This window comes from Streptomyces sp. bgisy100, assembly GCF_057709105.1.
The window spans coordinates 68,882-95,143 of the sequence record NZ_JBYITE010000028.1; the positions used below are offsets into that span (position 1 = coordinate 68,882).

20 protein-coding genes and 2 pseudogenes are annotated in these 26,262 nt (G+C 70.3%); 12 read left to right on the forward strand and 10 right to left on the reverse strand.

The features are described 5' to 3' along the window. Nucleotides 1-176 precede the first annotated feature (176 nt). A complete protein-coding gene (locus AC3EQ1_RS19480) occupies nucleotides 177-2,045 on the forward strand; it encodes an ABC transporter ATP-binding protein (RefSeq protein ID WP_432095597.1) in 1,869 nt (622 codons plus the stop codon). Between the two features lie 296 nt (nucleotides 2,046-2,341). Then, complete coding sequence (locus tag AC3EQ1_RS19485; protein WP_432095598.1) at nucleotides 2,342-3,649, forward strand: MFS transporter; 1,308 nt, start codon at nucleotides 2,342-2,344, stop codon at nucleotides 3,647-3,649. On the opposite strand, the gene AC3EQ1_RS19490 is transcribed toward AC3EQ1_RS19485, so the two are convergent. From AC3EQ1_RS19490 to AC3EQ1_RS19515, 6 genes are all read right to left on the reverse strand, one after another. Continuing rightward, on the reverse strand, nucleotides 3,604-4,740 hold the full coding sequence (locus AC3EQ1_RS19490; protein WP_432095599.1) for an NAD(P)-binding domain-containing protein: 1,137 nt from the start codon (nucleotides 4,738-4,740) through the stop codon (nucleotides 3,604-3,606). The two genes, AC3EQ1_RS19485 and AC3EQ1_RS19490, sit on opposite strands and share 46 nt — an antisense overlap. Before the next feature lie 53 nt (nucleotides 4,741-4,793). Further along, nucleotides 4,794-5,999: an LLM class flavin-dependent oxidoreductase gene (locus tag AC3EQ1_RS19495; protein WP_432095600.1), complete on the reverse strand. Its 1,206-nt coding sequence runs from the start codon at nucleotides 5,997-5,999 to the stop codon at nucleotides 4,794-4,796. Continuing rightward, nucleotides 5,996-7,042, reverse strand: coding sequence for an ABC transporter substrate-binding protein (locus AC3EQ1_RS19500; RefSeq protein WP_432095601.1), 1,047 nt, complete (start codon nucleotides 7,040-7,042; stop codon nucleotides 5,996-5,998). The genes AC3EQ1_RS19495 and AC3EQ1_RS19500 overlap by 4 nt, the downstream gene beginning before the upstream one ends. Nucleotides 7,043-7,147: 105 nt before the next feature. Then, nucleotides 7,148-8,008 (reverse strand): ABC transporter ATP-binding protein, encoded by an 861-nt coding sequence (locus AC3EQ1_RS19505; protein ID WP_432095617.1) that lies wholly within the window; start codon nucleotides 8,006-8,008, stop codon nucleotides 7,148-7,150. Between the two features lie 98 nt (nucleotides 8,009-8,106). Next, complete coding sequence (locus tag AC3EQ1_RS19510; RefSeq protein WP_432095602.1) at nucleotides 8,107-8,964, reverse strand: ABC transporter permease; 858 nt, start codon at nucleotides 8,962-8,964, stop codon at nucleotides 8,107-8,109. Nucleotides 8,965-9,376: 412 nt separating this feature from the next. Next, entirely contained in the window at nucleotides 9,377-9,457 is an 81-nt protein-coding gene (locus AC3EQ1_RS19515; RefSeq protein WP_432095618.1) for a putative leader peptide, read from the reverse strand. Between the two features lie 91 nt (nucleotides 9,458-9,548). On the opposite strand from AC3EQ1_RS19515, the gene AC3EQ1_RS19520 reads away from it, so the two are divergent. From AC3EQ1_RS19520 to AC3EQ1_RS19545, 6 genes and pseudogenes are all read left to right on the forward strand, one after another. Then, entirely contained in the window at nucleotides 9,549-9,971 is a 423-nt protein-coding gene (locus tag AC3EQ1_RS19520; protein ID WP_432095603.1) for a secondary thiamine-phosphate synthase enzyme YjbQ, read from the forward strand. Between the two features lie 63 nt (nucleotides 9,972-10,034). Continuing rightward, nucleotides 10,035-10,247 carry an integrase gene (locus tag AC3EQ1_RS19525; RefSeq protein ID WP_432095604.1) on the forward strand — a complete coding sequence of 71 codons (213 nt, stop codon included), beginning with the start codon at nucleotides 10,035-10,037 and terminating at the stop codon, nucleotides 10,245-10,247. Continuing rightward, the gene (locus AC3EQ1_RS19530) at nucleotides 10,244-11,581 is read left to right on the forward strand and encodes a recombinase family protein (protein ID WP_432095605.1); all 1,338 of its coding nucleotides are present in this window, start codon (nucleotides 10,244-10,246) and stop codon (nucleotides 11,579-11,581) included. The genes AC3EQ1_RS19525 and AC3EQ1_RS19530 overlap by 4 nt, the downstream gene beginning before the upstream one ends. 319 nt (nucleotides 11,582-11,900) lie before the next feature. After that, nucleotides 11,901-12,160 (forward strand): annotated as a pseudogene (locus AC3EQ1_RS19535) (type I-E CRISPR-associated endonuclease Cas1e); the annotation flags it as partial. Beyond that, nucleotides 12,157-12,507 carry a type I-E CRISPR-associated endoribonuclease Cas2e gene (gene cas2e / locus AC3EQ1_RS19540; RefSeq protein ID WP_432095606.1) on the forward strand — a complete coding sequence of 117 codons (351 nt, stop codon included), beginning with the start codon at nucleotides 12,157-12,159 and terminating at the stop codon, nucleotides 12,505-12,507. The pseudogene AC3EQ1_RS19535 and the gene cas2e, both read left to right, overlap by 4 nt. 537 nt (nucleotides 12,508-13,044) lie before the next feature. Beyond that, nucleotides 13,045-13,397 (forward strand): annotated as a pseudogene (locus AC3EQ1_RS19545) (M24 family metallopeptidase); the annotation flags it as partial. Between the two features lie 549 nt (nucleotides 13,398-13,946). Here the strand turns inward: AC3EQ1_RS19545 and AC3EQ1_RS19550 are convergent. Genes AC3EQ1_RS19550 through AC3EQ1_RS19565 form a run of 4 tightly spaced genes read right to left on the reverse strand, consistent with a single transcriptional unit; the run spans nucleotide 13,947 to nucleotide 18,872 of the window. Then, entirely contained in the window at nucleotides 13,947-15,290 is a 1,344-nt protein-coding gene (locus AC3EQ1_RS19550) for an AAA family ATPase (RefSeq protein WP_432095607.1), read from the reverse strand. Continuing rightward, nucleotides 15,287-16,798, reverse strand: a complete 1,512-nt coding sequence (locus AC3EQ1_RS19555; RefSeq protein WP_432095608.1) for a hypothetical protein — start codon at nucleotides 16,796-16,798, stop codon at nucleotides 15,287-15,289. The genes AC3EQ1_RS19550 and AC3EQ1_RS19555 overlap by 4 nt, the downstream gene beginning before the upstream one ends. Continuing rightward, a complete protein-coding gene (locus AC3EQ1_RS19560) occupies nucleotides 16,795-17,919 on the reverse strand; it encodes a hypothetical protein (RefSeq protein ID WP_432095609.1) in 1,125 nt (374 codons plus the stop codon). Before AC3EQ1_RS19560 ends, AC3EQ1_RS19555 begins: the two co-directional genes overlap by 4 nt. Before the next feature lie 53 nt (nucleotides 17,920-17,972). Next, the gene (locus AC3EQ1_RS19565) at nucleotides 17,973-18,872 is read right to left on the reverse strand and encodes a hypothetical protein (protein WP_432095610.1); all 900 of its coding nucleotides are present in this window, start codon (nucleotides 18,870-18,872) and stop codon (nucleotides 17,973-17,975) included. 139 nt (nucleotides 18,873-19,011) lie between these two features. Here AC3EQ1_RS19565 and AC3EQ1_RS19570 point away from each other — a divergent pair, with 139 nt between their 5' ends. The 4 genes from AC3EQ1_RS19570 to AC3EQ1_RS19585 form a co-directional block, all read left to right on the forward strand. Further along, nucleotides 19,012-20,637 carry a PD-(D/E)XK nuclease family protein gene (locus tag AC3EQ1_RS19570; RefSeq protein WP_432095611.1) on the forward strand — a complete coding sequence of 542 codons (1,626 nt, stop codon included), beginning with the start codon at nucleotides 19,012-19,014 and terminating at the stop codon, nucleotides 20,635-20,637. After that, nucleotides 20,634-21,830 carry a pPIWI_RE_Y domain-containing protein gene (locus AC3EQ1_RS19575; protein WP_432095612.1) on the forward strand — a complete coding sequence of 399 codons (1,197 nt, stop codon included), beginning with the start codon at nucleotides 20,634-20,636 and terminating at the stop codon, nucleotides 21,828-21,830. The genes AC3EQ1_RS19570 and AC3EQ1_RS19575 overlap by 4 nt, the downstream gene beginning before the upstream one ends. Then, nucleotides 21,823-25,269, forward strand: coding sequence for a pPIWI_RE_Z domain-containing protein (locus AC3EQ1_RS19580; RefSeq protein ID WP_432095613.1), 3,447 nt, complete (start codon nucleotides 21,823-21,825; stop codon nucleotides 25,267-25,269). Before AC3EQ1_RS19575 ends, AC3EQ1_RS19580 begins: the two co-directional genes overlap by 8 nt. Nucleotides 25,270-25,337: 68 nt before the next feature. Continuing rightward, nucleotides 25,338-26,262, forward strand: a 925-nt coding sequence (locus tag AC3EQ1_RS19585) for a pPIWI_RE module domain-containing protein (RefSeq protein WP_432095614.1), incomplete at its 3' end; no start/stop codon positions are given.

The window sequence follows — 26,262 nt, forward strand, 5'->3', positions numbered from 1 at the left end:
CCCCGCCGGCACCGGCTGTGTGCGGGTGGAGGCCGGGCGCCCCGCCCGAAGGGCGCTCGTCCCGGGGAGGTCCTAGCCGCGACGCGCCCGCCTCGACGGCGAGCCGTCACCGGACGACGCCCCCACTCACCGGAAAGGCGCCGGCCGACGACTGTCGACACCCATCGAAGGAGCTCATGCACCCCGACAAGAACCCGCTTCACCCGCAGACCGCGCACCCGCCGGCCCGGACGGCTGCCGATACGCCCTCACCGGAGGGCGAGCAGCCCGCTCAACTACGTCGAATCCTCCGCCTGTTCCGCCCGTACCGCGGTCGTCTCGCCCTGGTCGGGCTGCTGGTCGGCGCCTCGTCGCTGACCACCGTGGCGTCGCCGTTCATGCTGCGCGAAGTGCTCGACACGGCCATTCCGCAGGCCCGGACGGGTCTGTTGAGCCTGCTCGCGCTCGGCATGATCGCCGCGGCCGTGATGAGCAGCGTCTTCGGAGTCCTGCAGACCCTGATCTCGACCACGGTCGGCCAGCGCGTCATGCACGACCTGCGCACCGCCGTCTATGCCCGGCTCCAGCGGATGTCGCTGGCCTTCTTCACCCGCACCCGGACCGGCGAGGTGCAGTCCCGGATCGCCAACGACATCGGCAGCATGCAGGCCACGGTGACGTCCACCGCCACCTCGCTGGTCTCCAACCTCACCAGTGTCGTCGCCACGGTGGTGGCGATGCTCGCCCTCGACTGGCGGCTGACGGTGGTCTCCCTCGCCCTGCTGCCGCTGTTCGTCTGGATCAGCCGGCGCGTCGGCCGGGAGCGCAAGCGCATCACCGCGCAGCGGCAGAAGCAGCTGGCCGCGATGGCCGCGATGGTCACCGAGTCGCTGTCGGTCAGCGGGATCCTGCTCGGCCGCACCATGGGCCGCGCCGACTCGCTGACGCGGGACTTCGCCGAGGAGTCGGAACGTCTCGTCGGGCTGGAGGTCCGCTCCAGCATGGCGGGCCGCTGGCGGATGGCCGTGATCGGCATCGTGATGGCCGCGATGCCCGCCGTCATTTACTGGGCCGCGGGCATGGCCCAGCACTTCGGCGGTCCGATGGTGTCCCTGGGCACCCTGGTCGCCTTCGTCTCCCTGCAACAGGGGCTGTTCCGCCCCACGGTCAGCCTGCTCTCCACCGGAGTGCAGATGCAGACGTCGCTGGCGCTCTTCCAGCGCATCTTCGAGTACCTCGACCTGCCGGTGGACATCGCCGAACCGGCCGACCCGGTACGCCTGCCCGCCGTCCGCGGCGACGTGCGCTTCGAGGCGGTCCACTTCCGCTACGGGGCCGAGGGCGCGGACACGCTCCGGGCCGTCGAGCTCGCCGTCCCCGCCGGCAGCAGCCTGGCCGTCGTCGGCCCCACCGGCTCCGGCAAGAGCACGCTCGGCCATCTCGTCCCGCGGCTGTACGACGTGACCGCAGGCCGGGTCACCCTGGACGGGACGGATGTCCGTGATCTCGACTTCGACACCCTGGCGCGCGCGGTCGGCGTCGTCTCCCAGGAGACCTACCTCTTCCACGCCTCCGTCGCCGACAATCTGCGCTTCGCCAAACCCGACGCCACCGACGCCGAGATCGAGTCCGCGGCGCGGGCCGCGCAGATCCATGACCACATCGCCGGTCTGCCCGACGGCTACGACACCCTGGTGGGGGAGCGGGGCCATCGCTTCTCCGGCGGCGAGAAGCAGCGCCTGGCCATCGCCCGCACCATCCTGCGCGACCCGCCGGTCCTCATCCTCGACGAGGCCACCAGCGCGCTCGACACCCGGACCGAACACGCCGTGCAGCAGGCCATCGACGCGCTGTCCGCCGGCCGGACCACCATCACCATCGCGCACCGGCTCTCCACCGTTCGCGACGCCGACCGGATCGTGGTGCTCGACGCCGGGCGGATAGCGGAGCAGGGCACCCACGAGGAACTCCTGGCGCAGGACGGCCGGTACGCCGCCCTGCTCCGCCGGGACGCGGACGCCCGATTCGTCCCCAGCGGGCAGCTGTGGGCACCGGCCGCCACCTGAATCCGGCTCGGGCGCGGAGCACGAAGCCTCGGCTGCCCGCGGAACCGCCGGCCCGCGACACCGTCGGTCCGCAGCCACGGCAGTCCACAGCCCCATCGGTTCACAGTGCCGCCGGGCTGAGGAGCCGCCGGTGCGAGCGGCCCATCGGTGCACAGCCCCACCGGGTCAACAACAGCCCGCCTGGCTCCCGTTGCGGAGGTCCGGCAGGCAACGCCGTACGTCCCGGCCCACGGCGTTCCGGATCGTGGTTGTCCGTACGGGTGTGCGGGACTCCCCGCCCGGGGAGGTCCAGGGTCATGACAAGCACAGGACATGCGGCTCCGGGGCACGACGCCCCCGCGACCGGCTCCCGGGGCTCCGCCGTGCGCCAGCTCGCGGCGGCCTCCGTCGGCAACGCGGTCGAGTGGTACGACTGGTACGCGTACTCCTTCCTGGCCGTCTACTTCGCGGACCAGGTCTTCCCGCCGGGCTCCGGGAACTCGCTCGTCCCGCTGCTGTCCACCTTCGCGGTCTTCGCCGTCGGCTTCTTCATGCGCCCGGTCGGCGGGCTGCTGATGGGAGCGGTGGCGGACCGGCACGGCCGGCGGGCGGCGCTGACCGTCACCATTCTGCTGATGGGCGGCGGCAGCCTGCTCGTCGCGCTCACCCCCGACTACGCCTCCGCGGGACTGCTCGCCCCCGTGGTGCTGGTGGCCGCCCGGCTGCTCCAGGGGCTGTCGGTGGGCGGCGAGTTCGCCGCCTCCACGACGTTCCTGGTGGAGTCGGCCGGACCGGGGCGGCGTGGCCTGTTCTCCAGCTTCCAGTATGTCTCGACGACCGTCGGCCAGCTCGTCGCCTCCGGTGTCGCGGCACTCCTCGCCCATCAACTGACGGACGATCAGATGGCTGCCTGGGGCTGGCGGGTGCCGTTCGCGCTGGGTGCGGTGATCAGCCTGGTCGGGTTCTGGATCCGGCGCGGCGCCCAGGAGACCCGCAGCGCCGAACAGCGGTCCGCCCCGCGGCCGGGCCTGTTCGAAGCGCTCCGCCACCACCCCCGCGCGTCCCTGCTGATCTGCGGCATCACCACCGGCGGCACCATCGCGTACTACACGTGGACGACCTACCTGCCGACCTACGCCACCGTCAACGCGGGCTTCGACAAGGGCGACGCACTGCTCGTCGGCACCCTCTCCCTCGCGTTCTTCGCCCTGCTCCAGCCGCTGGGCGGCCTGCTCTCGGACCGGATCGGCCGCAAGCCGCTGCTGCTCGGCTTCTCCCTCGGCTTCGCGCTGCTGGCCGTCCCCCTGCTGCGACTCGTCACCGACGCCTTCGTCTCCCTGCTGCTGGTGCAGTGCGCGGGCATGGTGCTCCTCACCGGCTACACCTCGGTCGCGGCCGCGGTGAACGCCGAGATCTTCCCCGCACGGGTCCGGGCCGCGGGCATCGGCTTCCCCTACTCCCTCACGGTGGCGCTGTTCGGCGGCACCGCACCCTATGTGGGCACCTGGTTCGCCCAGGCGGGCCACCCCGACTGGTTCCCCTGGTACGTCGCGGTGCTGTGCCTGGTCTCCTTCGGCGTCTACCTGGCGCTGCCGGAGACCTCGAGGAAGCCACTGGACACCTGAGCGGGTGCGGGCGCGCCGGGTTCCGCCCCGGCCAGCAGGTCGCGGATCTCGCGGACGGCGGCGCGCCCGGCCCGGTTGGCGCCGATGGTGCTGGCCGACGGCCCGTAGCCGACGAGGTGCACCCGCGGGTCCCGCAGGGTGCGGGTGCCCGACATCCGGATTCCGCCGCCGGGTTCGCGCAGCCGCAGCGGCGCGAGGTGGTCGATGGCCGCACGGAAGCCGGTCGCCCAGAGGATCGTGTCGGCCGCGACGGTCCCACCGTCCGCCCAGAGAGCCCCCTCGGGGGTGATCCGCTCGAACATGGGCCGCCGGACCAGCACTCCCTGCTCGCGGGCGCGCCGCATGGCCTCGGTCATCGGCAGGCCCGTCACCGAGACCACGCTCTGCGGCGGCAGGCCGCTGCGGACCCGCTCCTCGACCAGCGCCACCGCCGCCCGGCCCCGGTCCTCGTCGAACGGCCCGTCGCGGAAGACCGGGGGGCGCCGGGTCACCCAGGTCGTCCCGGCCGCCACTTCGGCGATCTCCATCAGGTTCTGGACGGCCGAGGTGCCGCCGCCCACGACGATCACCCGCTCACCGGCGAAGTCCTCCGGACCGCGGTAGCCGGCGGTGTGCAGCTGGCGCCCGCGGAAGGACTCCTGGCCCGGATAGCGCGGCCAGAACGGGCGGTCCCAGGTGCCCGTGGCGTTGATCAGGGCCCGTACCGACCAGGTGCCCTCGGTGGTCTCCACCAGCAGCCGGCCGTCCGGGCCCTCCCGCACCGCGCGGACGTCCACCGGCCGGTGCACCCGCAGGTCGAAGGTGTGCTCGTAGACGGCGAAGTAGTCGCCGATCACCTCGGCGGAGGGCAGGTCCTCCCGGGCGCCGGCCAGCGGCAGCCCGGGCAGCTCGTGGAGGCCGTGCACCCTGCCGTAGGTCAGCGTGGGCCAGCGGAACTGCCAGGCGCCGCCGGGCCGCGGCGCGTGGTCGAGGACCACGAAGTCCCGGTCCGGCTCGTATCCGGCCCGGCGCAGGTGGTGGGCGGCGGACAGTCCCGCCTGCCCGGCGCCCACCACGGCCACGTCCACCGCACGCACCCCAGAGTCGTTCATGTTTCTACTAACCCAGGGGGCGGGCGGATCCTTCCCGCTCCGGCCGGAACGGCTCAGCGACCCCCGGCCACCAGCAACGGAGCCCCGCCGGGCGCCGACGCCGGACGCCCGTTCGCCGCCGGAACCCGCTCCAGCGGAGACGGCGGCGCCGCGAGCAGACCACGCGCCGCCAGCTCCGGCGTCACCCCCTCACCGAACCAGTACGCCTCCTCCAGATGCGGATAACCGGACAGCACGAAGTGATCGACACCGAGCGCGTGGTACTCCTCGATCCGGTCCGCGACCTCCGCGTGGCTGCCCACCAGCGCCGTGCCCGCGCCCCCGCGCACCAGTCCGACCCCGGCCCACAGATTCGGCGAGATCTCCAACTCGTCGCGCGACCCGCCGTGCAGCGCCAGCATCCGCTGCTGGCCCACCGACTCACTGCGCCCGAGCGCCTGCTGAGCGGCCGCGACCGTCTCCGGGTCGAGATCGTCGAGCAGCCGGTCCGCGGTGGCCCACGCCTCGCGCGCTGAATCCCGGCTGATGGTGTGCAGCCGGATGCCGAAGCGGACCGTCCGCCCCCGCTCCTCCGCCGGCCCCCGGATCCAGTCGATCTTCTGCCGCACCAGCTCCGGGGGCTCGCCCCAGGTCAGGTACACATCGGCGTGCCCGGCCGCGACCGGCCCGGCCGCGGCGGACGAACCACCGAAGAAGATCTCCGGCAGCGGGTCCGGCGGCAGCGCCGTCAGCCCGCCCTCGACCCGGTAGTGCTCCCCCTCGAAGTCGAACGGCCGGCCGCTCCAGGCGCCCCGCACCACCGACAGGAACTCGGCGGTCCGGGCGTACCGCTGGTCGTGGTCCAGGTGATCGCCGAACCGTCGCTGCTCGGCCGAATCCCCGCCCGTCACCACATTGAGCAGCAGCCGCCCCCGTGTGATCCGCTGGTACGTCGCCGCCATCTGGGCGGCCAGCACCGGTGAGATCACCCCGGGCCGGAAGGCCACCAGGAACTTCAGCCGCTCGGTGTGCTGCGCCAGCGCGGCCGTGGTCAGCCAGGCGTCCTCGCACCACGTACCGGTCGGCGTGAGCACCGCCTCGAACCCCAGCCGCTCCGCGGCCTTGGCGATCTGCGCGAGATAGTCGATGTCGGGAGCCCGGACGCCGCTCACCGGGGTGATCCGGGACCGTTTGATCCCGCCGTCGGTGTAGGCGTGCCGGTCGACGAGCGTCCGCCCGTCGCCTCCGGTGGGCAGGAACCAGTGCAGATGGACCGTCATCGCGGGGCCTTTCCGTAGCTGCGGGGCTGGGTGGAGGACACGGGGAGACCGCGGTTGTAGCGGGTGTCGACGTAGTCGGCGAAGGAGAAGCGCCGCGGAATCAGCTTCAGCGCGGCGAAGGTGTCGGCGATCTTCTGCTCGGAGGCCACGGCCGGCTTGTCGACGGCCACCGTCACCCGGGTCCCGTTGGTGCGCTCGACCGAGTCCAGCGCCACCTCGTACGGCAGGCCGGTCTCCTTCGCCCAGACCTTCGCCCACGCCTCGGGGTGCCGGAACACCCAGTTCTGCGCCCGCCGCAGCCGCTTCAGGTAGTCGTCGATGGCCGCGGACTTCTTCCGGTCCTTCAGGGCGGCCGGTGAGGCGACCTGGAAGTTCAGGCCGTTGGACACTCCCTTGCCGGTGCTCAGCACCCGGGCGTTCGCCGTCCGCAGCACCTGCGAGGTGTACGGATCCCAGATGGCCCAGGCGTCGACCTTGCCCCGGCTGAACGCGGCCAGCGCGTCCGCCGGCTGCAAATAGCTGATCTTGACGTCCCCCACGGACAGCCCGGCCCGCTTCAGGGAGGCGATCAGCTGGAAGTGGGCCGAACTGCCCTGGGCGACGGCGATCGTCTTCCCCTTGAGGTCCTTCGGCTTCTTCAGCGGGGAGTCCTTCGGCACGGCGATCACCTCGCCGTCGGTGGTGCCGTGCGAGGCGCCGACGATTCTGATCTTCGACTTCGACCCGGCCGCGAACACCGGGGGCGTGTTGCCGACCCCGCCGATGTCCGCCGCCTCGGCACTGACCGCCTCCAGCAGCGGAGGACCGGAGGTGAACGTCGACCACTTGATCCGGTACTTCAGGTCGTCCAGCTCACCGGCCGCGCGCAGCACGGCCTCGGCCCCGCCCTTCTGGTCACCCACGTTCAGCGTGACGTCCCCCTTCCCGTCGGTGGTGTCGCCGCCACCGGCACCGCCCACGGCGGTCGAGGCGCCGCCACAGGCGCTCAGCAGCAGGGACAGCGGGAGCAGCAGAGCGGGCAGCGCGGACTTCGGAATCTTCATCGTGCGTCTTTCGGTTGAGGGGCCGGCCGTGAACGAGGCAACGAGGCCGGCAGGGGTGAGGACGGTGACGGCCGGGGGACAGGGACGGGGGCGCCGGGTGGGGCGTCAGGCGGCGCGGGCGGCAGGAGTCCCGGGCTCCGCGACGCCGAGCTCCGCGAGCAGCCGGGCCCGCAGCGCGGCGAACTCCGGTCCGCCCACGGCCCGCGGACGGTCCAACTCGACGCGGGTCTCCGAGGCGATGACCCCGTCGCGCATGACCAGCACCCGGTCGGCGAGCAGCAGCGCCTCCTCGACGTCATGGGTGACGAGCAGCACCGCGCACCCCCGCCGCTGCCACAACTCGGCCACCAACTGCTGGGCCTTGATCCGGGTCAGCGCGTCCAGGGCGCCGAACGGCTCGTCGAGCAGCAGCAGATCGGGCTCCCGGACCAGCGCCCGCGCGAGCGAGACCCGCTGTGCCTCACCGCCGGAGAGCGTCTTCGGCCAGGCCCCGGACCGGTGGCCCAGCCCCACTTCCTCCAGCGCCTGCTCGGCCACCGCACGGTCGGGACGCCCCGGCAGGCCGAGCAGCACATTGCGCCAGACCCGCTTCCACGGCATCAGCCGCGGCGCCTGGAACGCCACGGCACGCCGCCGGGGCACCAGCACCTCGCCCTCGATCTCCCGGTCCAGCCCGGCGAGGACCCGCAGCAACGTGCTCTTGCCGCAGCCGCTGCGCCCCAGCAGCACGGTGAACTCCCCGGACCGCAGCGTCAGACCGAGCCCGTCGATCACCGGCTTCCCGTCGAAGGACCGGCTCAGCCCCTCGATCCGCACCGCGGCGTCCTCGGGGACGGCGCGCCCGGAGGCGGCGTCCCGGGATACGGCGTCACGGGGAGCGGTGTCACCGGGCGAGGTGTCACTGAGGGCGGTGTCATCGGTGACGGGGGCTCCGGTGTCGGAGACTTCGACGTCGAGGGTTTCGATGTCGGAGGTCTCGACGCCAGAGGTCTCGATGCCGGAGGCCTTGGCGACGGGGTCCTCGGTCCTGATGGAGGAACCAGTGCGGTCGGTCGCGGTGCGGGTCACTGGCCCGTGAAGCTGGGTCGCCATTGCAGCAGCAGCCTTTCGAGAGTGCGGACGACGATGTCGGCGGTGAGGCCGAGGAAGGCGTAGACGACCAGGCAGACGACGATCACATCGGTCTGGAAGAACTCCCGGGCGCGGTTCATCAGGAAGCCGATGCCGTCATCGGCGTTGACCTGCTCACCGAAGACCAGGGCCAGCCATGCGGTCGCGAGCGAGTAGCGCAGCCCGGTCATCGCGCCGGGCAGCGCCCCCGGGAGCACCACATGCCGGATCAGCGCAGCGCGGGACAGCCCGAGCGACGTTCCGGCCTCGATCAGTTGCTCGTCCACCCCGCGGATCCCGGCGTAGACATTGAGGTACAGGTGGAACGCGACACCCAGCGCGATCAGCGCGATCTTCGGCGCCTCACCGATGCCCATCCAGATGATGAACAGCGGGATCAGCCCCACCCAGGGGACCGTGCGCAGCATCTGCACGGTCGCGTCGATCAGATCCTCCCCGAGCCGCGACAGGCCGGAGAGCAGCGCCAGGCCCGTGCCCGCGACACCGCCGATGAGCAGGCCCACGGCGACCCGTTGCAGCGAGACGGCCATCGCGGACGGCAGCGTCCCGTCGGCGACCAGGTCCGCGGCGGCCGACGCGATGGTCCCGGGCGCGGCGAGGATGTCCGGCTGAAGGACTCCCGCACTGCTCAACACCTGCCAGAGGACGAGCAGTCCGACGGGACCGACGGTCCGCCGCCCCCAGCGAGGCACGGGACGACGGCGGCCCGAGACAGGCACGACCGGCTCCAGTTCGACAGGCCGGTCTCTTGACATAGGCGAAATATCCGGTGGCGCGGCGACAGCGGCCATGGGGAACTCCACGGGGCAGAGGGTGAGGGGAAAGCCGCCGCCGGGGACGAACGGGCAGCGACGGGCAAGGGCGAATGGACAGGCGGAGAGCCGGGGGCGGGGCGAACTCGGCACTGCCCGGCCACCGACCGCCGTGCCTCAGCGCCCGTACGCCGGATCAGCGCACGACGGAGGCACAGCGATGGAGGGGAGCGGTGTCGGGCAACAGCAGCGAAGAGACCGCCTCAACCACAGCCGTCCGGGAAACGGGAGCCATGGAGGACGCGTGCACCCCTGGGCGATCAGGTCCGTCCGATGGGGGCGCCGCCCGGAGCATGCAGGCCGCCCGGACTTCGTGCGCTGCACTCAGCACACGGCAGACGCCATGACCGGGATGTGGACCGGACGGAAGGCGGAAGCGAAGCCCGAGGCGTCAGTGACCGCGACAGGACGCGGAAGCCACCCGCAGCAGGTCGATGTGACCGCGCGTGGTGAGCAGGGCTGAACGCAACATGCCGAGGAAGGTAGCGAGCCCCGCACGACACGGTCAATCGCCGTCTCGCCAGGCGGACGCGTTTTTCCGCGAGGTGAGTGAGGATGGAGACATGTCCGACGCCTTTACCACTCGCCTGATCGACCTCTCCACCGGCTCGTCCGAGACGGTCCACGACCTCACCGCCTCCTGCGAGGACTTCCTCCGCCAGGCGGCCCGCGGCCGCGACGGTCTGCTCAACGTCTTCGTCCCGCATGCCACGGCCGGCATCGCGGTCATCGAAACCGGCGCGGGCAGCGACGACGACCTCCTCGCCACCCTCCACACCCTGCTGCCGGCCGACGACCGCTGGCAGCACCGGCACGGCAGCCACGGCCACGGCCGCGACCACGTCCTCCCCGGCCTGGTTGCCCCGCACGCGACCCTGCCGGTCATCGGCGGCCGACTGGAACTGGGCACCTGGCAGTCGGTCTGCCTGGTGGACACCAACAAGGACAACCCCCACCGCCAGGTGCGGCTGAGCTTCCTGGGCTGAGCAAGATCGTTCAGGGCGTGGCCGCTAATTCTCCGTACCCTGCGTGGCCGAAACGGAGAGATCTTGCGCGGTACGGACCTGAACATGCTCGAACGCCCCTACTACGGGTGCGGCAAGTGCCTGCTCGGTGTGCGCCGCCTGTCCCGGATGAAGCTGGCCACCTCGTCACCGGAACGTCAGCGCGAGGACGTCCTGGTCGCGGCTGAAGCCGTCGGTGGGCACATCATCGGCTGGGCCGACGACTGGGAGGTCTCGGGCGCGCCACCGACCCGATGACGCGCCCGAAGCTCGGGCCGTGGCTGCGCGACGAGAAGGGCCCGTACGACGGCCTCGTTGTCGCCGCGGTCGATCGCCTCGGCCGCAACGTCGTCGACTGCCTGAACACCGGCTACAAGATGCGGGACGAGGGCGAGTTCCTCGTCGCCCACGGCCACGAAGGTCCCTGGGACCTGAACGATCCGGCCGACGAGAACCGTTTCACCATTGAGGCGTGGGGCGCGCAGATGGAACTGCGCGCCATCCAGCGCCGCAACCGCGGTGCCACCGTCAAGACCCGAGCAGCGGGTCGGCCCAAATTCAGGCCCTCCTACGGCTTCCAGTGGATGCGCAATGTCATGGGAGGCCGCATCGACGATGTGGAGCTGCACCCTCACGCTTCGACCGTGCTACAGGAGGTCGCGCGTCGCATTCTGGCCGACCCGGAGAACACCACAGCCAGCAGCGAGGCGGCGCGGCTCAACCGGGCCGGGGAGCTGTCCCCCGCCGATCACCTGGCCGTCATGTACGGCAGGCCGGCCGGCGGTCGTCCCTGGTTTCCCACCAGCCTCCGCAACATCCTGCTGTCCGAGGCAGCCCTGGGCTACTTGATGCACCGGGGGAAGCCGGTCATCGACCAGGACGGCAACCCGGTGCGCCTGTGCGAGGGGCTATGGGACCGGAGCACACACGACGCCCTCAAGGGCGCGCTGTCAACGCGCCGTACTCCCTTTCAGGGGAGGAAGTCGACGCGCCCGTACCTGCTGACTGAAGTGGCAGTGTGCGGCCAGTGCCATTCCCGGCTATACACCCAGGCGTCCCGAGATGTTCCATCTCGCTACGTGTGCACTGCCCGGAACAAGGGATGGCCGGCATCGCAGTTGTGTCGGCCGGCTCCCTTGATCCGGGCCCGCATCTTGGACGAGTTCGTCGAGGGGTGGTTCCTTCAGCGGTTCGGTGATGGGTTGATCTACGAGACCGTCTACGACCCGGGCAACGGCATCCCGGAACGCATCTCCGAGATTCAGGCCAACCGGGAGCGGCTCCGTGCCGACAGGGAAGCCGGCCTCTACGACGCAACCGACGACGCCACGTGGTTCCGCGAACGCTACGCCGCCATGGGCCGCGAGCTTGCTGCCCTGGAGGAAGAGCCCCAACGGCCGGCCGGCATGGTCCGCCGCCCGACCGGCGAGACGGTGGCCGATCGCTGGTACGCGGCGCCCGACGTGCAGGCGCGCAAGGAGATCCTTCTTGACTTCGGGGTGCGCGTCACCCTCTTTCCGGCCAGCGCGTCTGTCCGCATGGTGCCCGGGCTGATCCACGGGCCCGAACGCGATCCACTGGCGGCTGCCTAGCCCGCCGGAAGCACCCCGGTCTCGTACACCAAGAGTCCGGCGAGGCAAAACGGTCTGTCCTGGCGTGTGCCGGTTGGCCGGTTGAGGTGGTTGGAGACAGGACGATGAACGAGCCGATGTCGGCGGGACTCTTGTGTACGGAGGACATCGATGACGGAGGGCAGAGGGTGTTGGAGCGCTGGAAGGTCGTCTCGGGTCACGTCGAGATGGTCGAGAAATTCCGGCAGCGCTACGGCGGGGAGATCCGCCGGAGGCCCGACACAAGTAGCCTCAGCCTGCTTCTCGGCTCGGAGACTCGTGCAGGCGGAGGATGCCGTTCAGCCGAACCCGACGAGCGCTGCGTGACCGCATCAACAGCACCGGGCTGCTCGACCGGTGCGTGCGCGATATTCAGATGCTGCTTGCTCCCACAGGCGTCGACTGCCGAACGACGGTGATCACGTCACCCTCCTGTCCGACCGCGGCAGCGAGGTGGCCGCCGGCCGCAACTACGGCGATCACGGAGACAGTCAGGGCGACACCTTGGCTCAGGACATCGGGGAGCAGGACGCCCTTGGGCGGGACGGCGTGATCTGGTGACGGTCATCGTGCTCACGCACTGCCCGGTCGGCCTGCGCGGCTTCCTTACGCGCTGGCTTCTGGAAATCTCTCACGGTGTCTTCCTGGGCAGTCCGTCCGCCCGCATTCGCGACATCCTGTGGGACGAGGTTCGGCAGTACGCTGGAAACGGCCGTGCATTGCTCGCCTACTCGACCAACTCCGAACAGGGCTACGCCTTTCGTGCGCACGACCACAAGTGGCATCCCGTCGACCATGAGGGCCTCACCCTCATCTTCCGTCCTTCGGACCGCCCTGCTCACTCGTCACCCTCTTCAGGCTGGAGCAAGGCATCCAAGCGCTGCCGCTTTGGCAACCGGGCGCCGTAGCTTCTTCGTCAACGGAACGACCTTCTGGTCATGCATGCGCGGATGGCCCGTACGGGCGACGGCTGTGCGGTGGGAGCCGCTGCATCGTGACTCTGGCAAGTTCGGATTTCAGCGCTTCGTGGCTTGTCCGCTGCTGTTGTCTGTCCCCGGTGAATGCCTGGCAGTTGGAACTGACCGCACTCACCTTCCATGAACTGCCTGACCTTGCGTGCCGGTTGCAGACTCGACGCGAAGTATGGGGAGCCGCGCCCCCTGTCGGGGCATCTTGGGGGCCTGGCGGCCTCACCTGAGAAACCTCGGTGTGAACACGTAGTCTGTGGCATGGAGGCTTCTCAGGCGAACCTGTTCCTTTCTGTCCTGTATGCCCTTTTCTCTCAACCTTGCTGAAACAAGCGTCGCCCCTTGATAAAAGTGCAGCTCACGCAGACTGCTCCCCGCACCCGCGGGGATGATCCCGACCAGGGAGAGACGACCAGCGTCGAGATGTACCGCTCCCCGCACCCGCGGGGATGAGCCCCTTCCCTCAGGCCCTGCCTCGTTTTCGGGGGTGACCCGCACAAGCAGCGGCTGCTGCTGGACCTGCCGCGGATCTTCGACGGGGGACGAGCGGCCTTCGCCACCGACCCCGGCATGACCGGTCGCCGACTGTACGCCGAAGTGAACGCCTCGCGCAGGAAGCCGGTCGGCATCTGGCATACGGGGCACCTCGTCGGAGAGTTCCCCAGGCGAACGGCGGAGCCAGGGCGGAGTCCTGCATCACGCCGGAGAACGACAGCCCCCTGCGGCGGGCGGACCGGGCCGGCCGGACCTGCCACTGGATCCTGGAATTGCACTTCGTTGACCGTGCGCGTGGCTTCGGCGGATTCCACGAGCACCTCGACCTCGCCTGAGGCGGTCGACCGAGCACACGTCGGGGAGGAGGGGTGCGTACCACACGCACGGTGCCGGGTCCGGTGCCGGCAGCGCCCGCGGCCCCGGCACCGGACGAGGAACGTCAGTGCGTCCAGTCGGCCTTGCAGGGCCGGTGTGCGGCACGCTGCGCTGGCCCAGTAGCCCACCGGTCGTGGCCTGGCGATGGGAGGGAGGTGTGGTCGCGGCTAGGGTGGGGGTTGTCCTAGCGGAGGTTGGCGGAGTCGAGGGTCACCAACTTAGTCAACTTCGGGTATGCCGGTTTTGGGCATGCACCGTGCCCGCAGTTTAGGGAGCCTTCACTGGGGGCCGGAAACAGGTCACGATCGGCGGTCCTGTTCACCAGTCCGGCGGTTCGGGCAGTTCCGCTACTCGACGCACTTGCGGTCGGACGCGTTCGGTAGTGCTGGCAGCTTGGTGCCACGTGGACGTTTAGCTGGCGTTGGCAGCGTAGACATCTCGTCCTGTCCACTGGCGTGCGTGATGCGCGCTGCGCCTACGCACAGGGCGAGCTGAAGGGCGGCCCACAGCTATGGACGAGCTTGGTTCTCGAGGTAGTCCATGACCACTTGGTGCGCCCGCCACCCGTCCGGGAACTTCGGTGGTACGTCGAGGTAGACCGGGCTGCTGCGGGGATGTCGGTCCAGGAGGTCGATAATGCCGGCGCGGGCCACGACGATGCAGGCGAAGCGGTGGCGGGAGAGCAGGACGCACAGGCGACCGGTCTCCAGGTGGAAGGCGGATGCATCCTGACGGCCGGAGAGCGGGTGCCAGACCAGTGTGACGTCGAACTCGCGGCCCTGGAGACGGTTGGCGGTGTCCACGGTGAGGCCCGTGAGACCCCGCGTCTCCAATCGCGACCGTACCGAGTCCGCCTGGATCGTGCGGGCGGCGCCGATCGCGATGCGGGACTCGGTGAGCGGCTCTCCGTTCACCAGCGCCCCTCGCTCCAACAACCGGGCCGCCGTTTCTGCCAGGGCTTCGGCTACCTCGGGGTCATCGTCGAGGGTGTGCCGAGGCGGAAGCTCCAGCAGACCCCAGCCCGACCCGGCCGCGCAGGCGAGGACAGCGTCCGACGGTGTTGCACGGTGAGGTGCGGTGCCGTAGGAGAGGACGCGGTCAGCCGCCTTGGTACCGGAGATGAAGGAGTAGAAGGGATAGAACGCCTTCTGCACGAGAGGGGCTGCCATCTCCGGCAGCCGCCAGGAGACAGGGAGCTCGTGTCGCAGCAGGTCGGAGTTGTGCGCCAGCGCCACGTCGACGGCGTTGCGCAGCGGGTCCCAGGTCAGTCCCTGCCAGCGGTCGGTGTCCACTGTGGCGAAGGGGTCCAGCTGCCCGGGATCGCCGACGAAGAGGACTTGTGAGTCCTTCTCGGAGAACAGCGGTGCCGTCGCCAGCAGCGCGTCCGACCGCATCTGGTAGGCCTCGTCCACGATGGCCCAGCGCCATGGCGCGCACTTCTCGCGGGGGACGTGCGACCACTTCTTGGCAGTGGAGACGACGACCGGCAGCTCGCGGAGGGTGGGTGCCTCGTTGCTGCCCCGCACGTTGGCGTGCCGGCGTACCCGTTCGGGCAGGACGAAGTCCTTCTTATGCAGGCGGCCGACGGGGAGGTCCGGGTATTCCCGGGCGATGTTGTCGACCAGGTCGTCGACCTGTTCGTTGGTCTGCGCGACGATCATCACCTGATGGCCGGCCGATGTCAGGTGGCCGGTGGCGCGCTTGACCAGCGTGGACTTTCCCGCGCCCGGTGGGGAGTCCACCACGATGCCCCGTCCGGTGGCCGAGTCCAGGCCGGACAGCACGTCGGCGACCGCCCGGTCGGCGAGGGCGCCGGGTGACGTGCCGCTGTCGGGTTCCGGAGTGGCTGTCATTCCCAGACCTCTTCCGCGTCCTCGTCGGTGGGTTCGTACGGCTGTGGCGGACCGCCGTGGGTCCAGGGGGTGTCCTCCTCAGCCGGGAGCGAGGACGGCATGTTCTTGGGATCGATCGACGTGAAGGTGATCGTCTCGCCGAGGTCGGCCATGGTCCCCTCAGGCGCGGGCGGCTTGCGCTTGTTGCCGAAGCCACCGTTCAGCTGGATCAGCACGGCGGACCCGGCTCCGCCGGGGGCGACGTCTAGGATCTCGGCCTTCTGCCTCGGCCTTGCCGGGGACTTGACCGCCGTCCCCACCGCCATGGACACGGGAATTTCGCAGTGCACGGTGATCGTCGGGCGCCACAGCGGGTATCCCGGCCGCGCCCCGGGGATGGTCCGCTCTTCCTCCAGGGCCGTGACCACGCCCGTGAACGCCTCGCCCGTCAGTTCGTACTCCGCCATCACCAGCGGATCGTCATACGCGCGCTCGGCGTCGTACCGCTCCTGGGCCTCCTCCATACGGGCGAGGCGGCGGGCTGCCCCCACCGCGTGGTCGCGGCGGGCCTGTGGGCGCCCGTCGTCGTCCAGATAGGTCGCGTACTCGCCGAACAGACGCCGGTCGTATGCCCGCCGTTCGGCGACGTGGTCCCCGGCGGGAAGCTCGCGCAACAGGCGGACGCCGTGCCACATCAGCTGCCAGGTCGGCAGCATCTGGGCGTGCAGCTCGCGGTCGATGGTGCGAGCGGCGGCGTCCCGCGCCCGCTCTCCGGTTGCGCCGTCGTACTTCGTGATCAGTTCGTCGAGCGTGCGGTCGAAGACCGGGTCGGTCGCCGGCCCGGCGGGCGGCCACGCCGCGGGGTCTTCGCGCTCCCGGGCGGTCTCGGCCCCGGTGCGTCCGGCGGGGGGATCGATCCAGCCGAGCAGGGACGCCAGGTTCGCGTCCTCGGTGGGGCTCTGCCCGGTGGCCCAGTGGGCAGAGAGGGACCGCGTCATGGCCTGGAGCAGGGCGGAATCCGGGAACTCGGCCCGGTCGGCGAACCAGGTCAGCCACTTTCCGAGCAGGGGTACGGATGGGGAGACGGCATGCGGACCGTCTGTCGCGCGCAGCCGGGTCAGACGGCCCAGCAGCCGGACGTACGTGATCCCCCCAGCGTTCGGGACGAGGAGCTGGGGTGCGCGCAGGGGTCGCTCCCGCTCCTCCTTGTCCTTGCCGCGCCCGACCGTGTACGGCTCTTTCGGCGCGGCGCGGCATTCCTCGAAGTAGGGCAGGAGGAGGTCCGCGAGGCTCTCGACGAAGCCGAAGCGCTCGGTTCGGTCGTGGGGGCGGCGAACCGTCAGAAGCACCGGGTGGTCGGGATCCGTCCCGGCGAGAGCGGCGAGTGGCGCACAGGCCTCGCCGGCGAGGGTGAGCGGGATGAGGACGAACGGGGTGTCGTCCACATGCTCGTGGCGCACGGTCGTCAGCCGCTCGGCGTATTCCGACGTGGACGCCCGCAGGGCGGCCACCGTGGCGATGACGCTCACGCGGTCGCACCTCCACGCAGTCGACGGAGTCGTTCGGCGGCCCGCAGCCGGATGATGACCGCCTCCTCGGCGGAGCCCGGGGCGCTGGTGCCGTCGAGGTGGCGGAGGGCGGTCCGGGTGGAGTCGATGCCGGGAAGACTGTTGCGTACCACTCCACCCAGCCGGGCCGGGGAGGCGCAGTCAGTGGCCTCCTCCCGGCAGTAGCGGGACATCTCGCAGAACGAGAGGCAGTCGGGGGTGAAGCTGGCGTCCAGCTCCCGCATCGTGGCGTCGATCTCGGCCTTCGGTCGTTCGGTGTCGAGCGTCGCGTCGGGAGAGAGGGCGTGGGCCAGGTCTTCGGCCCGGCGCAGACGCGATAACTGGAACCGCAGGGCGTCGAGTTCCTGGCGGAGGTCGATCAGCTTTCCGTAGGGCCGGTTGGAGAAGTCCTTAGGGCAGATGAGAAGGAACCTGTGGGCGATCGCCTTGGGATCGAGGCCGAGTTCGGTGAAGGTCTGCCGCAGGGCGAGCACGCTGACCGCGGCCTGTTTCGTGGTCTGGGCAACCGCCGAGGGGTTCGCCTGGCCGTCGATGGCCGGGAAGGAGCGGATCTCCACCACGTAGAACTGTCCGCCGGTGCGGTGGCTGAGGGCTTGCGGTATCACGTGGGCGGTCTGACCGGCGACCTCCAGGGTCAGGACGGGGCGGTCCAGGATCAGCCGCTCGTCGGCGCCGGCCGCCAGGCGGTTCAGAAGCCGCCGACTCTCGACCGCCCGCACCGCGAGCGAAGCGTCGCCGCCCACCTCGGTCAGATCGGCTACTGCGGCTTCCTCGACGGGGACGTCGAGTTGCTCCCGGAGCAGGCGGATGAGCTCCGCGTAGCCGCCCCATTTGACCAGGGTCTCGAAGCTCTGCTCGCGCCGGATCGCGAAGGGGGACTGGCCGAAACGCGGCTCATGGCCCAGGCGTTGGGCGAGTAACGCCTTGTCCACGCCCGCTGCGTCGAGTACGGCGCGGCGGGAGCAGGCCGGGTTGGCCGTGAGGGCGGTGATCTTGCGTGCCGTGTACTCCTGCGGGGGGCGCGGTCCGCGCAGGACGGCGAGCCTTCCCGGAGAGGGGGCAGAGGGGTGCTGCGGAGGCATCTTCTCTTCTTACGCGGAATTCTGTGGCGGCACCGGAGGAATCCGGTAGTCGGTCAGGTGGTGAAGCCGACTGAACCACGCAGGGCATCGTGCAGGGGAGGGGCCCCGAAGAGCTGCTGCACGTCTGTGAGTTGGCCGCGTGCGCGGTCGGCGGTCGTGCGACGCAGGGAGTCGTCCGCCACCTGGTGCACTGCGGCCTCCGTGCGTGCTGCGGAGATCACGCGTTCGGGGTCGATTTCCTCGTCGTCGTACGCACCGGGGATGTTGAGCGCGAAACGGCGCAGCAGTTGGCGGGCCGCGCCGGAGGGTGCGTGTCCGGCGACGTCGAGTCGCAGGATCTGCTCGGCGGTGCCGATGGCGTGGACAAGGAAGTCGGCACGCGGGCTCAGCGGGCCGACGATGCGCTGCTCAAGGGGCCAGACGGATACGGCGAGGAGACCGCGGGCGGGTGTGAGCCGGTCGTGGGTGAGGGCGGCACAGATGTAGTAGGGGCGGGCGTAGCCCTGTGCGGTGAAGGACCTTTCCTCGTCCCGGCGGAGGGAAGCGAGTTTCGTCGCGATCAGCGGATCGGTGAAGAAGGCCTGGTATACGGATGAGATCAGCTTGGGCGACGCGGGAGCGCCGAGCAGGGTGAGCGCCTGGTGCACCTGCTCGCGGACCGGGACGGCGCCGTGGGTGGACTGCTTCCCGTGGGCCTGGAGCCGGAACGAGGATGCAGTCCCGGCGGTGGTGCCAGGTGCCGGGGTTCCGGCGGGTGAGGAAGGAGCCGCGGCAGGTGGCGCGGCCCCCTCTGCCTCCTCGGCGTCGAGGGCTCGCTCCCACGCGGCCTCCGCCTCGCGCAGTTCGGCGCGGATGCGGGTGGTGGCCGCGTTGTCGCGGGCGCGTCGAGCCTCTCGCAGGAGGGCGCGCAGGCGCGACAGGCGTTCCTCGAGCTCCTCCAGCGATGCAGTCATGGGCGCACTGTACCGTCGAGCCCTTTGATTTCCAAGGTTCTCCAAAGAGTTCCAAAGTTGTGCGCTACGCTCGACGGCACGGCCTCGGGGTTCACGACGGCTGGCCTGACTCCGTGCTTCGGCCGGGAGGGGGAACGACATGACGTACGACGTGCCGTGGCGTGTGCCGCAGTGGATGACGGGCGACGAGGGGCCGGTCCGGATCGGGCCGGGCACAGGAGGGGGAGCGGACGAGCTGCACGTCTGCCCGGCCCGCGACGCGGCGAAGGCCCGGCCAGGACTTCGGGCGCGGGTGCCGTCGCAGCTTCCCAGGGAAGAGCACGAGACCTTCACGCTCGGTCCCGTGTGCGCAGCGCTGGACCAGATCGAGTTCGGCGGCGCCACGGTGGACGAGGCGCTCGGAGCCCTGTACGGCCACCGGCCTGCTCTGCACGAGGGGCACCGGACCTACGTGGAGCACGCGGTGCGGCAGTACACGAGCCAGGGACCGGACGCCTTCGTGCCCGTCCAGCCGTACTGGGCGGTGCGCAAGGACAATGGCCGGCGCTGGGAGCTCTACGCATGGTGGCGCCGCTACCAGTCGGCCGACGGCAAGGTGCGCGAGTACCGGCGGCTGAGACACGGGGACGCCCGTGCGTCGAGCCGGGGTGAGATCGCGGTCGCCGCGTACACCGCGGCGTTCGGAGCCGACGCGGCGTGGCCGCGCCGTTGGAACCAGGAGTTCGTGATCCACGGCTCTCCCGGGCCCGTCGCGAGGGTCAGGATCATCGAAATCGGCCTGGGCGACGGATCGCGGACCGCTCAGTTCGACGGAACTGCGGAGGAGGCCAAGGCGTACTACGAGGCGCACGGCGGCCCCCATGTGAGGAGTGTGGTCAGGGGCGGTCCGGAGCGCCCCGGGGCGGCCTGCTTCGACTGCAAGCAGTTCACCGGGTGTGAGGCGGTGTCCCGGTCTCCGGGGGTACTGGCACTGCCCTCCCGCCGGTTACCGCTGCGGAAGGTGTCCATCAGTGACCTCAGGTACCACGCCGCCTGCCCGGCGCAGTCCCTGCTGCGCTCTCTGCACCTGCCGAAAACCGGCGAGTACAGCGACGCGGCCAAGCTCGGCCAGGCCGTGCACGGTTGGGTCGAGGCGCTCCACCGCCGCACCGGCCCCATTCCCTGCACGCGCGGCGACATGCCCCCGCCGGGGGAGAACTGGACAGCCGGCCGGTGGAGGGTCCCGGACGAGGAGGCGGAGACGGGCCGCGCCATGCTCCTGCAGCATGTGAACTCGTGCCCCTTCCAGCTTCCCCAGGCCATCGAGCGGGTCGAATGCGAACCGACCCGGGTGTTTCACGACACGGCGGCCCAGGCGCTGGTCGTGGCCAAACCCGACCTGCTCTACAGGGAGGACGGTTCCTGGGTATGGCGGGAGCTCAAGACCACCCGCACTCCTGCCCGCATCGGCAAGGATCCATTGGACGCTTATCCGCAGCTCGCCCTGGCCGCCGTCCTGCTTGCCCAGGGGGAGCTGGGCGGTGACCCCTCCGGATCGAGGGTGGAACTGGAGGTCCTCCGTCCCGATGGATCCGACCCCCACGTCATCGACCCGATGGACGCGGAGCGTCTGGCCAAGGCGCGAGCGGTGCTCCGACGGTACGCCGGCCCCTGGCGCGAGGACCGTGCGTGGGAGGCACGGCCGGGCGGGCACTGCCACCAGTGCCCGGTTTCGCGGTGGTGCCCGAGCGCCCAAGCCCCTGCCGACGCGGAGGAGAAGGCATGATCACTCAGACCCCACCGAACTCCGGGGCAGCCCGATCCGGCCTGGTCTCCCGACCGTCCGCGGGCTCGGACGAACCCCTGCTCCGGGAGATCGCCAGTGCGCTGGTCCATCTGTCCTGGCAGCGCGGCGTGCCCCACCCGATCTATCCGGCCCAGGTCCAGAACGCCTACAACCGACTCGTCCTACACTGCCTGCGACACGGAGTCGAACCGCCGGGCAGCATTCCCGAGATGGTGCGCTGGGCCTGCGAACGACCGCTGACGTGCTGGCCGCTGGCCCTGCCTCCCGAAGCCCGTGGGGCCGCCGGCACGCTCGTGGATCCCCAGACGAGACTGCCGCACCAGCTCTGCCTCGAGTGGGAGGTGGATGCGGCGGATCCCGCCGCAGAGATCTTCGAGAACCAGCGCATGCTGGAGGCACTCACCGTATGCCGGGCAGCGGGCGATCCTGCGGCGTACACCGCCTTCCGGTCCCTGCTGACCACCCGGCCCGTACTCACCGGCGCGGAGCTCGCCCTGCTCGGTGGGGACCCGGAGTGCGGACTCCTGCTCCACCACGTCATCAGACAGTGCTACGAACCCGTCCCTGCGACCTATCGACGCGACGGCGGGTACCAGCAGTGCGGACGCTGCCGCTGCCTGATGGTGCCACTGCCCGGCGGAGGTCACCGCTGCGAGCTGGACCGCTGCCGCCGTGACGTCACCGCCGCTGTCCCCGTTCCGGTACGTCCCGACCGCAGCGGGCTCCACCAGCTCAGCCGCCCCCTGCGGATGTTCGTCACCAGTCCAGGCCTGGCAGAGAACGACATAGGGGCAACCCTCAAGCGACGCTTCGGCATCGACGCCGAGATGTGGCCCCAGTTCGACGCGTACGACTTGCGCGTCCCGCTGCCGGGAGGCCGGTACTGGGCCGTGGACGTCAAGGACCGGGTGAACCCGGTTTTGCTCGCACGCACACTCGCCCGCTTCCGGGCCGACCCGCCCTTCGAGCGAGCCTTCCTGGTCGTGCCCCGCTATCGATTCCGCGAGAACGAGGCGTACGGACGACAGTTCCGCCGAAATCTTCCCGAAGCTCTGGCAGGGAACATCACCCTGCTCGACGACCGGACCTTCCTGCGTCTCGTGGCCGAACAGATCGCCGACCGGACGGAAGCCGCCGGATCCCCTCGCCGCCAAGGAGACCACCATGCGTGATCGCAGCAGCTGGCACCGTCGTTGCTCCCGCCAGCTCACCGATGTATGGCCGGATGACCTCGGTGCGTTCCGGGTCGCCGATGTCCTCGACGTCGAACTGGGCCTCTACCTGCTGCAGAGCGTGGCGCCCACGCGCGCCGCGCTCGACGTGTGGCCCCTCCTCGGCGGATACCCCCACAGCGAAGCGCTCGGGGACGTCCGCTCCGACGAACAGCGGCTGCGCATCCTGCGCGCCCGCCACCACCTGTGGGTCCTCAGACGCGGACACGCTTGGTCTGAGGCGCTGGAGGCGTACCTACGCGTGCCGCAGCAGCTGCGCGGATACGACCTCGAAAGCGTCGACACGGTCCCGCGTCGACGCGTACCCGCCCGGGCAGCGCGTCGTTTCGAGGTGTTCGAAGAGCTGCTCACCACAGGACCCGCGTTCGCGACCCGCCGTGTTCCGCTCGCTGGATCGGGCGAGCACACCTTCCGGGCCCAGGACCGGCTCCACTCGGTCGAGATCACCGACGACCTGCTGCTCGGCGCCCTCCCCAGGTCGCACGCCCTCGACGCGGCACCCGCCGGGCGTGGGGAACCCGTAGATGTGACCTGGGAAGAACTCAAGTCGGCGGCCGCAGCCATGGACGCGAAGGAGGAGGTCATCGGCGGCTCCCGAAGCGGATGGCGCGGTCGACTGAGCCGTGTCCGGTTACTCGTCCGGGACGAGACCCTCGACCAGTTCACGCGGGGCGAGCGCCTCAGGATCGACCAGCTGCTCCACATGGTCGGCATGGTCGGTGCGGGCAAGTCGACCCTCCGCGACATCCTCACCTACCACCTGGTCACCCGGACGTCGCGCCGTGTCACCCTGGTCGTCGGCGACGTCGCCGAAACCCTGGCCGTCGTGGAGCTGTTCAAGCGGCTCGGGGTAGCGGCGGCACCCATCCTCGGCCACTCCACGCGAGAGCGGAACATCGGACGCCTGCACCGCCGCACCGCGGTGGCGGGCGCCGACACCATGCTGGGACACGACCACCCCGGCTTCGCATACCTGAGCAGTGCCTGCCCCGTGGACGTGCTGCGCGGCATGGAGGCACGCAGGCCCCTCGGCATCAGGGAAGCCCCGTGCCTCGGGCTGTACCCCGCTTTGGACCAGGAAGAGACCCGGGACGATCCACTGGTCGAAGTGGAGAACCCGGCCGGCCGAAGGTCGCGCCCCAAGCCCCAGCGGAAGCTGTGCCCGCTGTGGAACCGCTGTCCGAGACATCGCGGTGCCCGGGACCTCGTCGATGCCCGTGTCTGGGTGGCGACCCCTGCCGGGCTGGTGCACAGCTCCGTGCCCCAGCACCAGCACGACGAGCAGATCCGTTACCTGGAACTCGCCTGCCGACTCAGCGACCTGATCATCGTCGACGAGGCGGACCGCGTGCAGATGCAGCTCGACACCGTGTTCGCCCCGGCCAGTACCCTCGTCGGCACCTACCCGAACTCATGGTTCGACGAGGTCGCCGTCCACAAGTTCCAGCAGATGGCCCGAGACGGGCGGCTCCAGCTGTCCGAACGCGACGTCGACGACTGGACGAACGCCGTCAACACCGTGAGCGCCGCCACCGACCGGCTCTATTCGCTCCTGGTCAAGGACGGGGAGCTGCGGCAGTGGATCAGCGTCGACTACTTCAGCGCCTTCACTCTGCACAACCTGCTGATCGACAGCTGGTTCCCCGGACGGGACGCGGGCGACCAACCACCGCCTGCGGCAAGGCTGCTGGACGAGGCGCTGCTGCGTTTCCGGGACGACCCCCTGCACGAGCACGAGAGCACTGGTGACGGCGACCAGGTGACCCCCTTGGTCAACACCTTCGTCCACCTGGCCCTTGAACTGCTCCACGCCCCCCAGGGCGCCCGCACCCGGGAGCGGCTCCGCTCCACCCTCACTGCTGTCGTGGGCCACGACTCCGGAGTCCTCGACCGGATTGACGTACAGGCCCGACGATTCGAGTTCACCCTGCTCCTCGCCGCGCTCCACAGCCGACTCGACTTCATGACCATCCTGTGGCCGCGCGTCGAGGCCGCACTCCACCTGGAGAACGCGTCGAACGTCCTCTCCCGCAGACCTCCGAAGGACTACGAGGCGGTCATGCCCGAATCACCGATGGGCAACGTCCTCGGCTTCCAGTTCCGCCTCACGGACTCGGAGCGCGACGGTGACCGCAGCGGTGAGCTGCGCTTCTTCCACTGCAACGGTGTGGGGCGCGAACTCCTCATGCGAATGGGCGACCTGTGTCGGGTGGACAGTCGACCTGCCCCCCACGTTCTGCTCATGTCCGCGACCAGCTGGGCCGGCACCTCCAGCCGGTACCACCTGCACGCCGATGTGGGAGCCGTGCTTCGTCCGCGGGACGAGGAGGTCGAGGCCGTCCTTGGCACCGAGTTCCGCAAGGAGTTCCTCCACTGGCCGGGCAGCGAAGGGCCGCGGCCCCTGCGGCTGTCGGGCTGCCCCCCGAAGGAGCGGCCCCAGGCGCTCGTCGAGATGCTCCGGCAGCTCGCGGTCCCTGACCGCAGCCTGCCCGGCGCATCGAGCATGCTCGACACCGAGCTGAACGAGATCCCCGACCAGGATCGGCGCCGCATCCTGCTCCTCGTCGGCAGCTACGACGAGGCGCGGCGCGCGGCCGAGTACCTTAACGGGATCCCCGAGTGGAACGGCCGTGTCGTCCAGCTCGTCTCGGACGATGCGGACGCCGACACCGCCTGGGCTCGGCTGCCGGAGGATCCCGCAGTGCGCACCCTCACCCGGGGCGACGTGCATTCCTTCGCGAAGATCGGCGGCGAACTCCTGGTCGCGCCGCTGCTCGCGGTGGAACGAGGGCACAACATCGTGCTGAGCACGGGCAAGGCGGCGATCGGCAGCGTCTACTTCCTCGCCCGGCCCCACCCGCGGCCCGACGACATCGCCCTCGCCATCCAGTCGATCAATGATTGGGCGGTACGCCAGCTCCGGGACACCGGAAGGGTCTTCACACAGGCGACGCTCGCGGCTGCCATGCCGCACCAGGCCGCCATCGGGTTCCGTAGTCGCGCCCGCCGCCAGTGGAACCGGTACCTCACCCGCCGAATGGCCTGGTCCAGCCTCCGGGACGACGAGAAGGTCGCCTTCACCTGGGATCAGCTGGTCGTGATGTGGCAGGTGATCGGCCGGCTCGTACGCGGTGGTGTGCCTGCCAGGGTGGCCTTCGTGGACGCCGCCTTCTCACCCCGCGAGGCGGGATTTGAGGCTGTCGACACCCCGGACACCAGCCTGCTGGCGAGCATGCGCGCCGTGCTGGCCCCCTACTTCGACGAGCCCGACATCGTCGCTCAAGGTGCCGAAGCTCCGTCGGAACCCTCTCCGATCGACAAGTCGCTCGTCCGCGAACTGTACGAGCCGCTCTACCGCGCCCTCGTCGACATGGGCTGAGACCGCGGCCGCCCACCCGCACTCAGCACCCGTTCCGCACCTTCCTCCGATCTGAGGAGACTCACAAGATGGCGTACCAGCACGTACGGACAGCCTCGTACATGCCTAACCCGACGCAGGAGCCTTTCCCCGTCCTACGGCACACCCTCTCGCTGCCCGCTCGCTGGGAGGAGCTGCTCGGCCAGCTGCGTGACCATGGTCGGCCGGAGGGCCGATGGCACGGTCCACGCCCCATCCCCACCCGGGAGATCAACCAGCTGATCCGTACCACCGCCCCGGACGTCGTCACCGTCGCGTCCAACGCCACCTTCGGAACGGACTCCCCCTGGCTTTACTGCGCCGAACCGTTTCCCGCTCCGGTGACCAACCTCTACGCCGCTACCTGGCTCAGGAATCTCCCCCGCGATTCCGATGATCCGGGTGTACGGCGTCTGCTCGCGGAGTGCTTCCGCGAGCTGGACACCGGAAGCCTGGCCTGGCGCGCAGACACCATCGACCTTCTCGAACAGCAGTCTTCTCCCGGTGGCACGGCCAAGCCCACCCGTCTGGTGTACCGACTGCTCCCCGACGAACTGGCCGCACGCATCGCACGCCACGGTGCCTACGAGCACGGAGGCCGGCAGCTCACCTTCCATCAGGTCGCCGGCGTCGGCGGCGGGTACGACGCTGGTAGCAGCAGCGCGGAACTGATGTCGTGGCCGCCGATCGAATACCGGCCCACGGGTAGGGGCGGCGAGCGCAAGCCGTCGTACTACGCGGCCACCCTTCGCGTCGGTGTGCGCACCGTCCCGTTCTCGCTGGTCCCTCGGATTCATCTCAGCGCGGGAATCCGCCGGTTCGTCACCGGAAAGGTCTGGATGCCCTTCCGTAAGGGTGTCTCGGTCTATCTACTGCCAGAGATCTCGCTCGTGCCGGACGCACCGGTGTCCCGGCGACTCTCGGTTGCCATGCTGCAGTGGCGCAACGGGACCACGGATTGGAGGCAGGGCGGCC

Excerpts from the sequence above, each read along its gene's own strand:
- AC3EQ1_RS19480 (WP_432095597.1), top strand. The coding sequence starts at position 177 with ATGCACCCCGACAAGAACCCGCTTCACCCGCAGACCGCGCACCCGCCG.
- AC3EQ1_RS19485 (WP_432095598.1), top strand. The coding sequence starts at position 2,342 with ATGACAAGCACAGGACATGCGGCTCCGGGGCACGACGCCCCCGCGACC.
- AC3EQ1_RS19490 (WP_432095599.1), bottom strand. The coding sequence starts at position 4,740 with ATGAACGACTCTGGGGTGCGTGCGGTGGACGTGGCCGTGGTGGGCGCC.
- AC3EQ1_RS19495 (WP_432095600.1), bottom strand. The coding sequence starts at position 5,999 with ATGACGGTCCATCTGCACTGGTTCCTGCCCACCGGAGGCGACGGGCGG.
- AC3EQ1_RS19500 (WP_432095601.1), bottom strand. The coding sequence starts at position 7,042 with ATGAAGATTCCGAAGTCCGCGCTGCCCGCTCTGCTGCTCCCGCTGTCC.
- AC3EQ1_RS19510 (WP_432095602.1), bottom strand. The coding sequence starts at position 8,964 with ATGGCCGCTGTCGCCGCGCCACCGGATATTTCGCCTATGTCAAGAGAC.
- AC3EQ1_RS19515 (WP_432095618.1), bottom strand. The coding sequence starts at position 9,457 with ATGTTGCGTTCAGCCCTGCTCACCACGCGCGGTCACATCGACCTGCTG.
- AC3EQ1_RS19520 (WP_432095603.1), top strand. The coding sequence starts at position 9,549 with ATGTCCGACGCCTTTACCACTCGCCTGATCGACCTCTCCACCGGCTCG.
- AC3EQ1_RS19530 (WP_432095605.1), top strand. The coding sequence starts at position 10,244 with ATGACGCGCCCGAAGCTCGGGCCGTGGCTGCGCGACGAGAAGGGCCCG.
- AC3EQ1_RS19550 (WP_432095607.1), bottom strand. The coding sequence starts at position 15,290 with ATGACAGCCACTCCGGAACCCGACAGCGGCACGTCACCCGGCGCCCTC.
- AC3EQ1_RS19560 (WP_432095609.1), bottom strand. The coding sequence starts at position 17,919 with ATGCCTCCGCAGCACCCCTCTGCCCCCTCTCCGGGAAGGCTCGCCGTC.
- AC3EQ1_RS19565 (WP_432095610.1), bottom strand. The coding sequence starts at position 18,872 with ATGACTGCATCGCTGGAGGAGCTCGAGGAACGCCTGTCGCGCCTGCGC.
- AC3EQ1_RS19570 (WP_432095611.1), top strand. The coding sequence starts at position 19,012 with ATGACGTACGACGTGCCGTGGCGTGTGCCGCAGTGGATGACGGGCGAC.
- AC3EQ1_RS19575 (WP_432095612.1), top strand. The coding sequence starts at position 20,634 with ATGATCACTCAGACCCCACCGAACTCCGGGGCAGCCCGATCCGGCCTG.
- AC3EQ1_RS19580 (WP_432095613.1), top strand. The coding sequence starts at position 21,823 with ATGCGTGATCGCAGCAGCTGGCACCGTCGTTGCTCCCGCCAGCTCACC.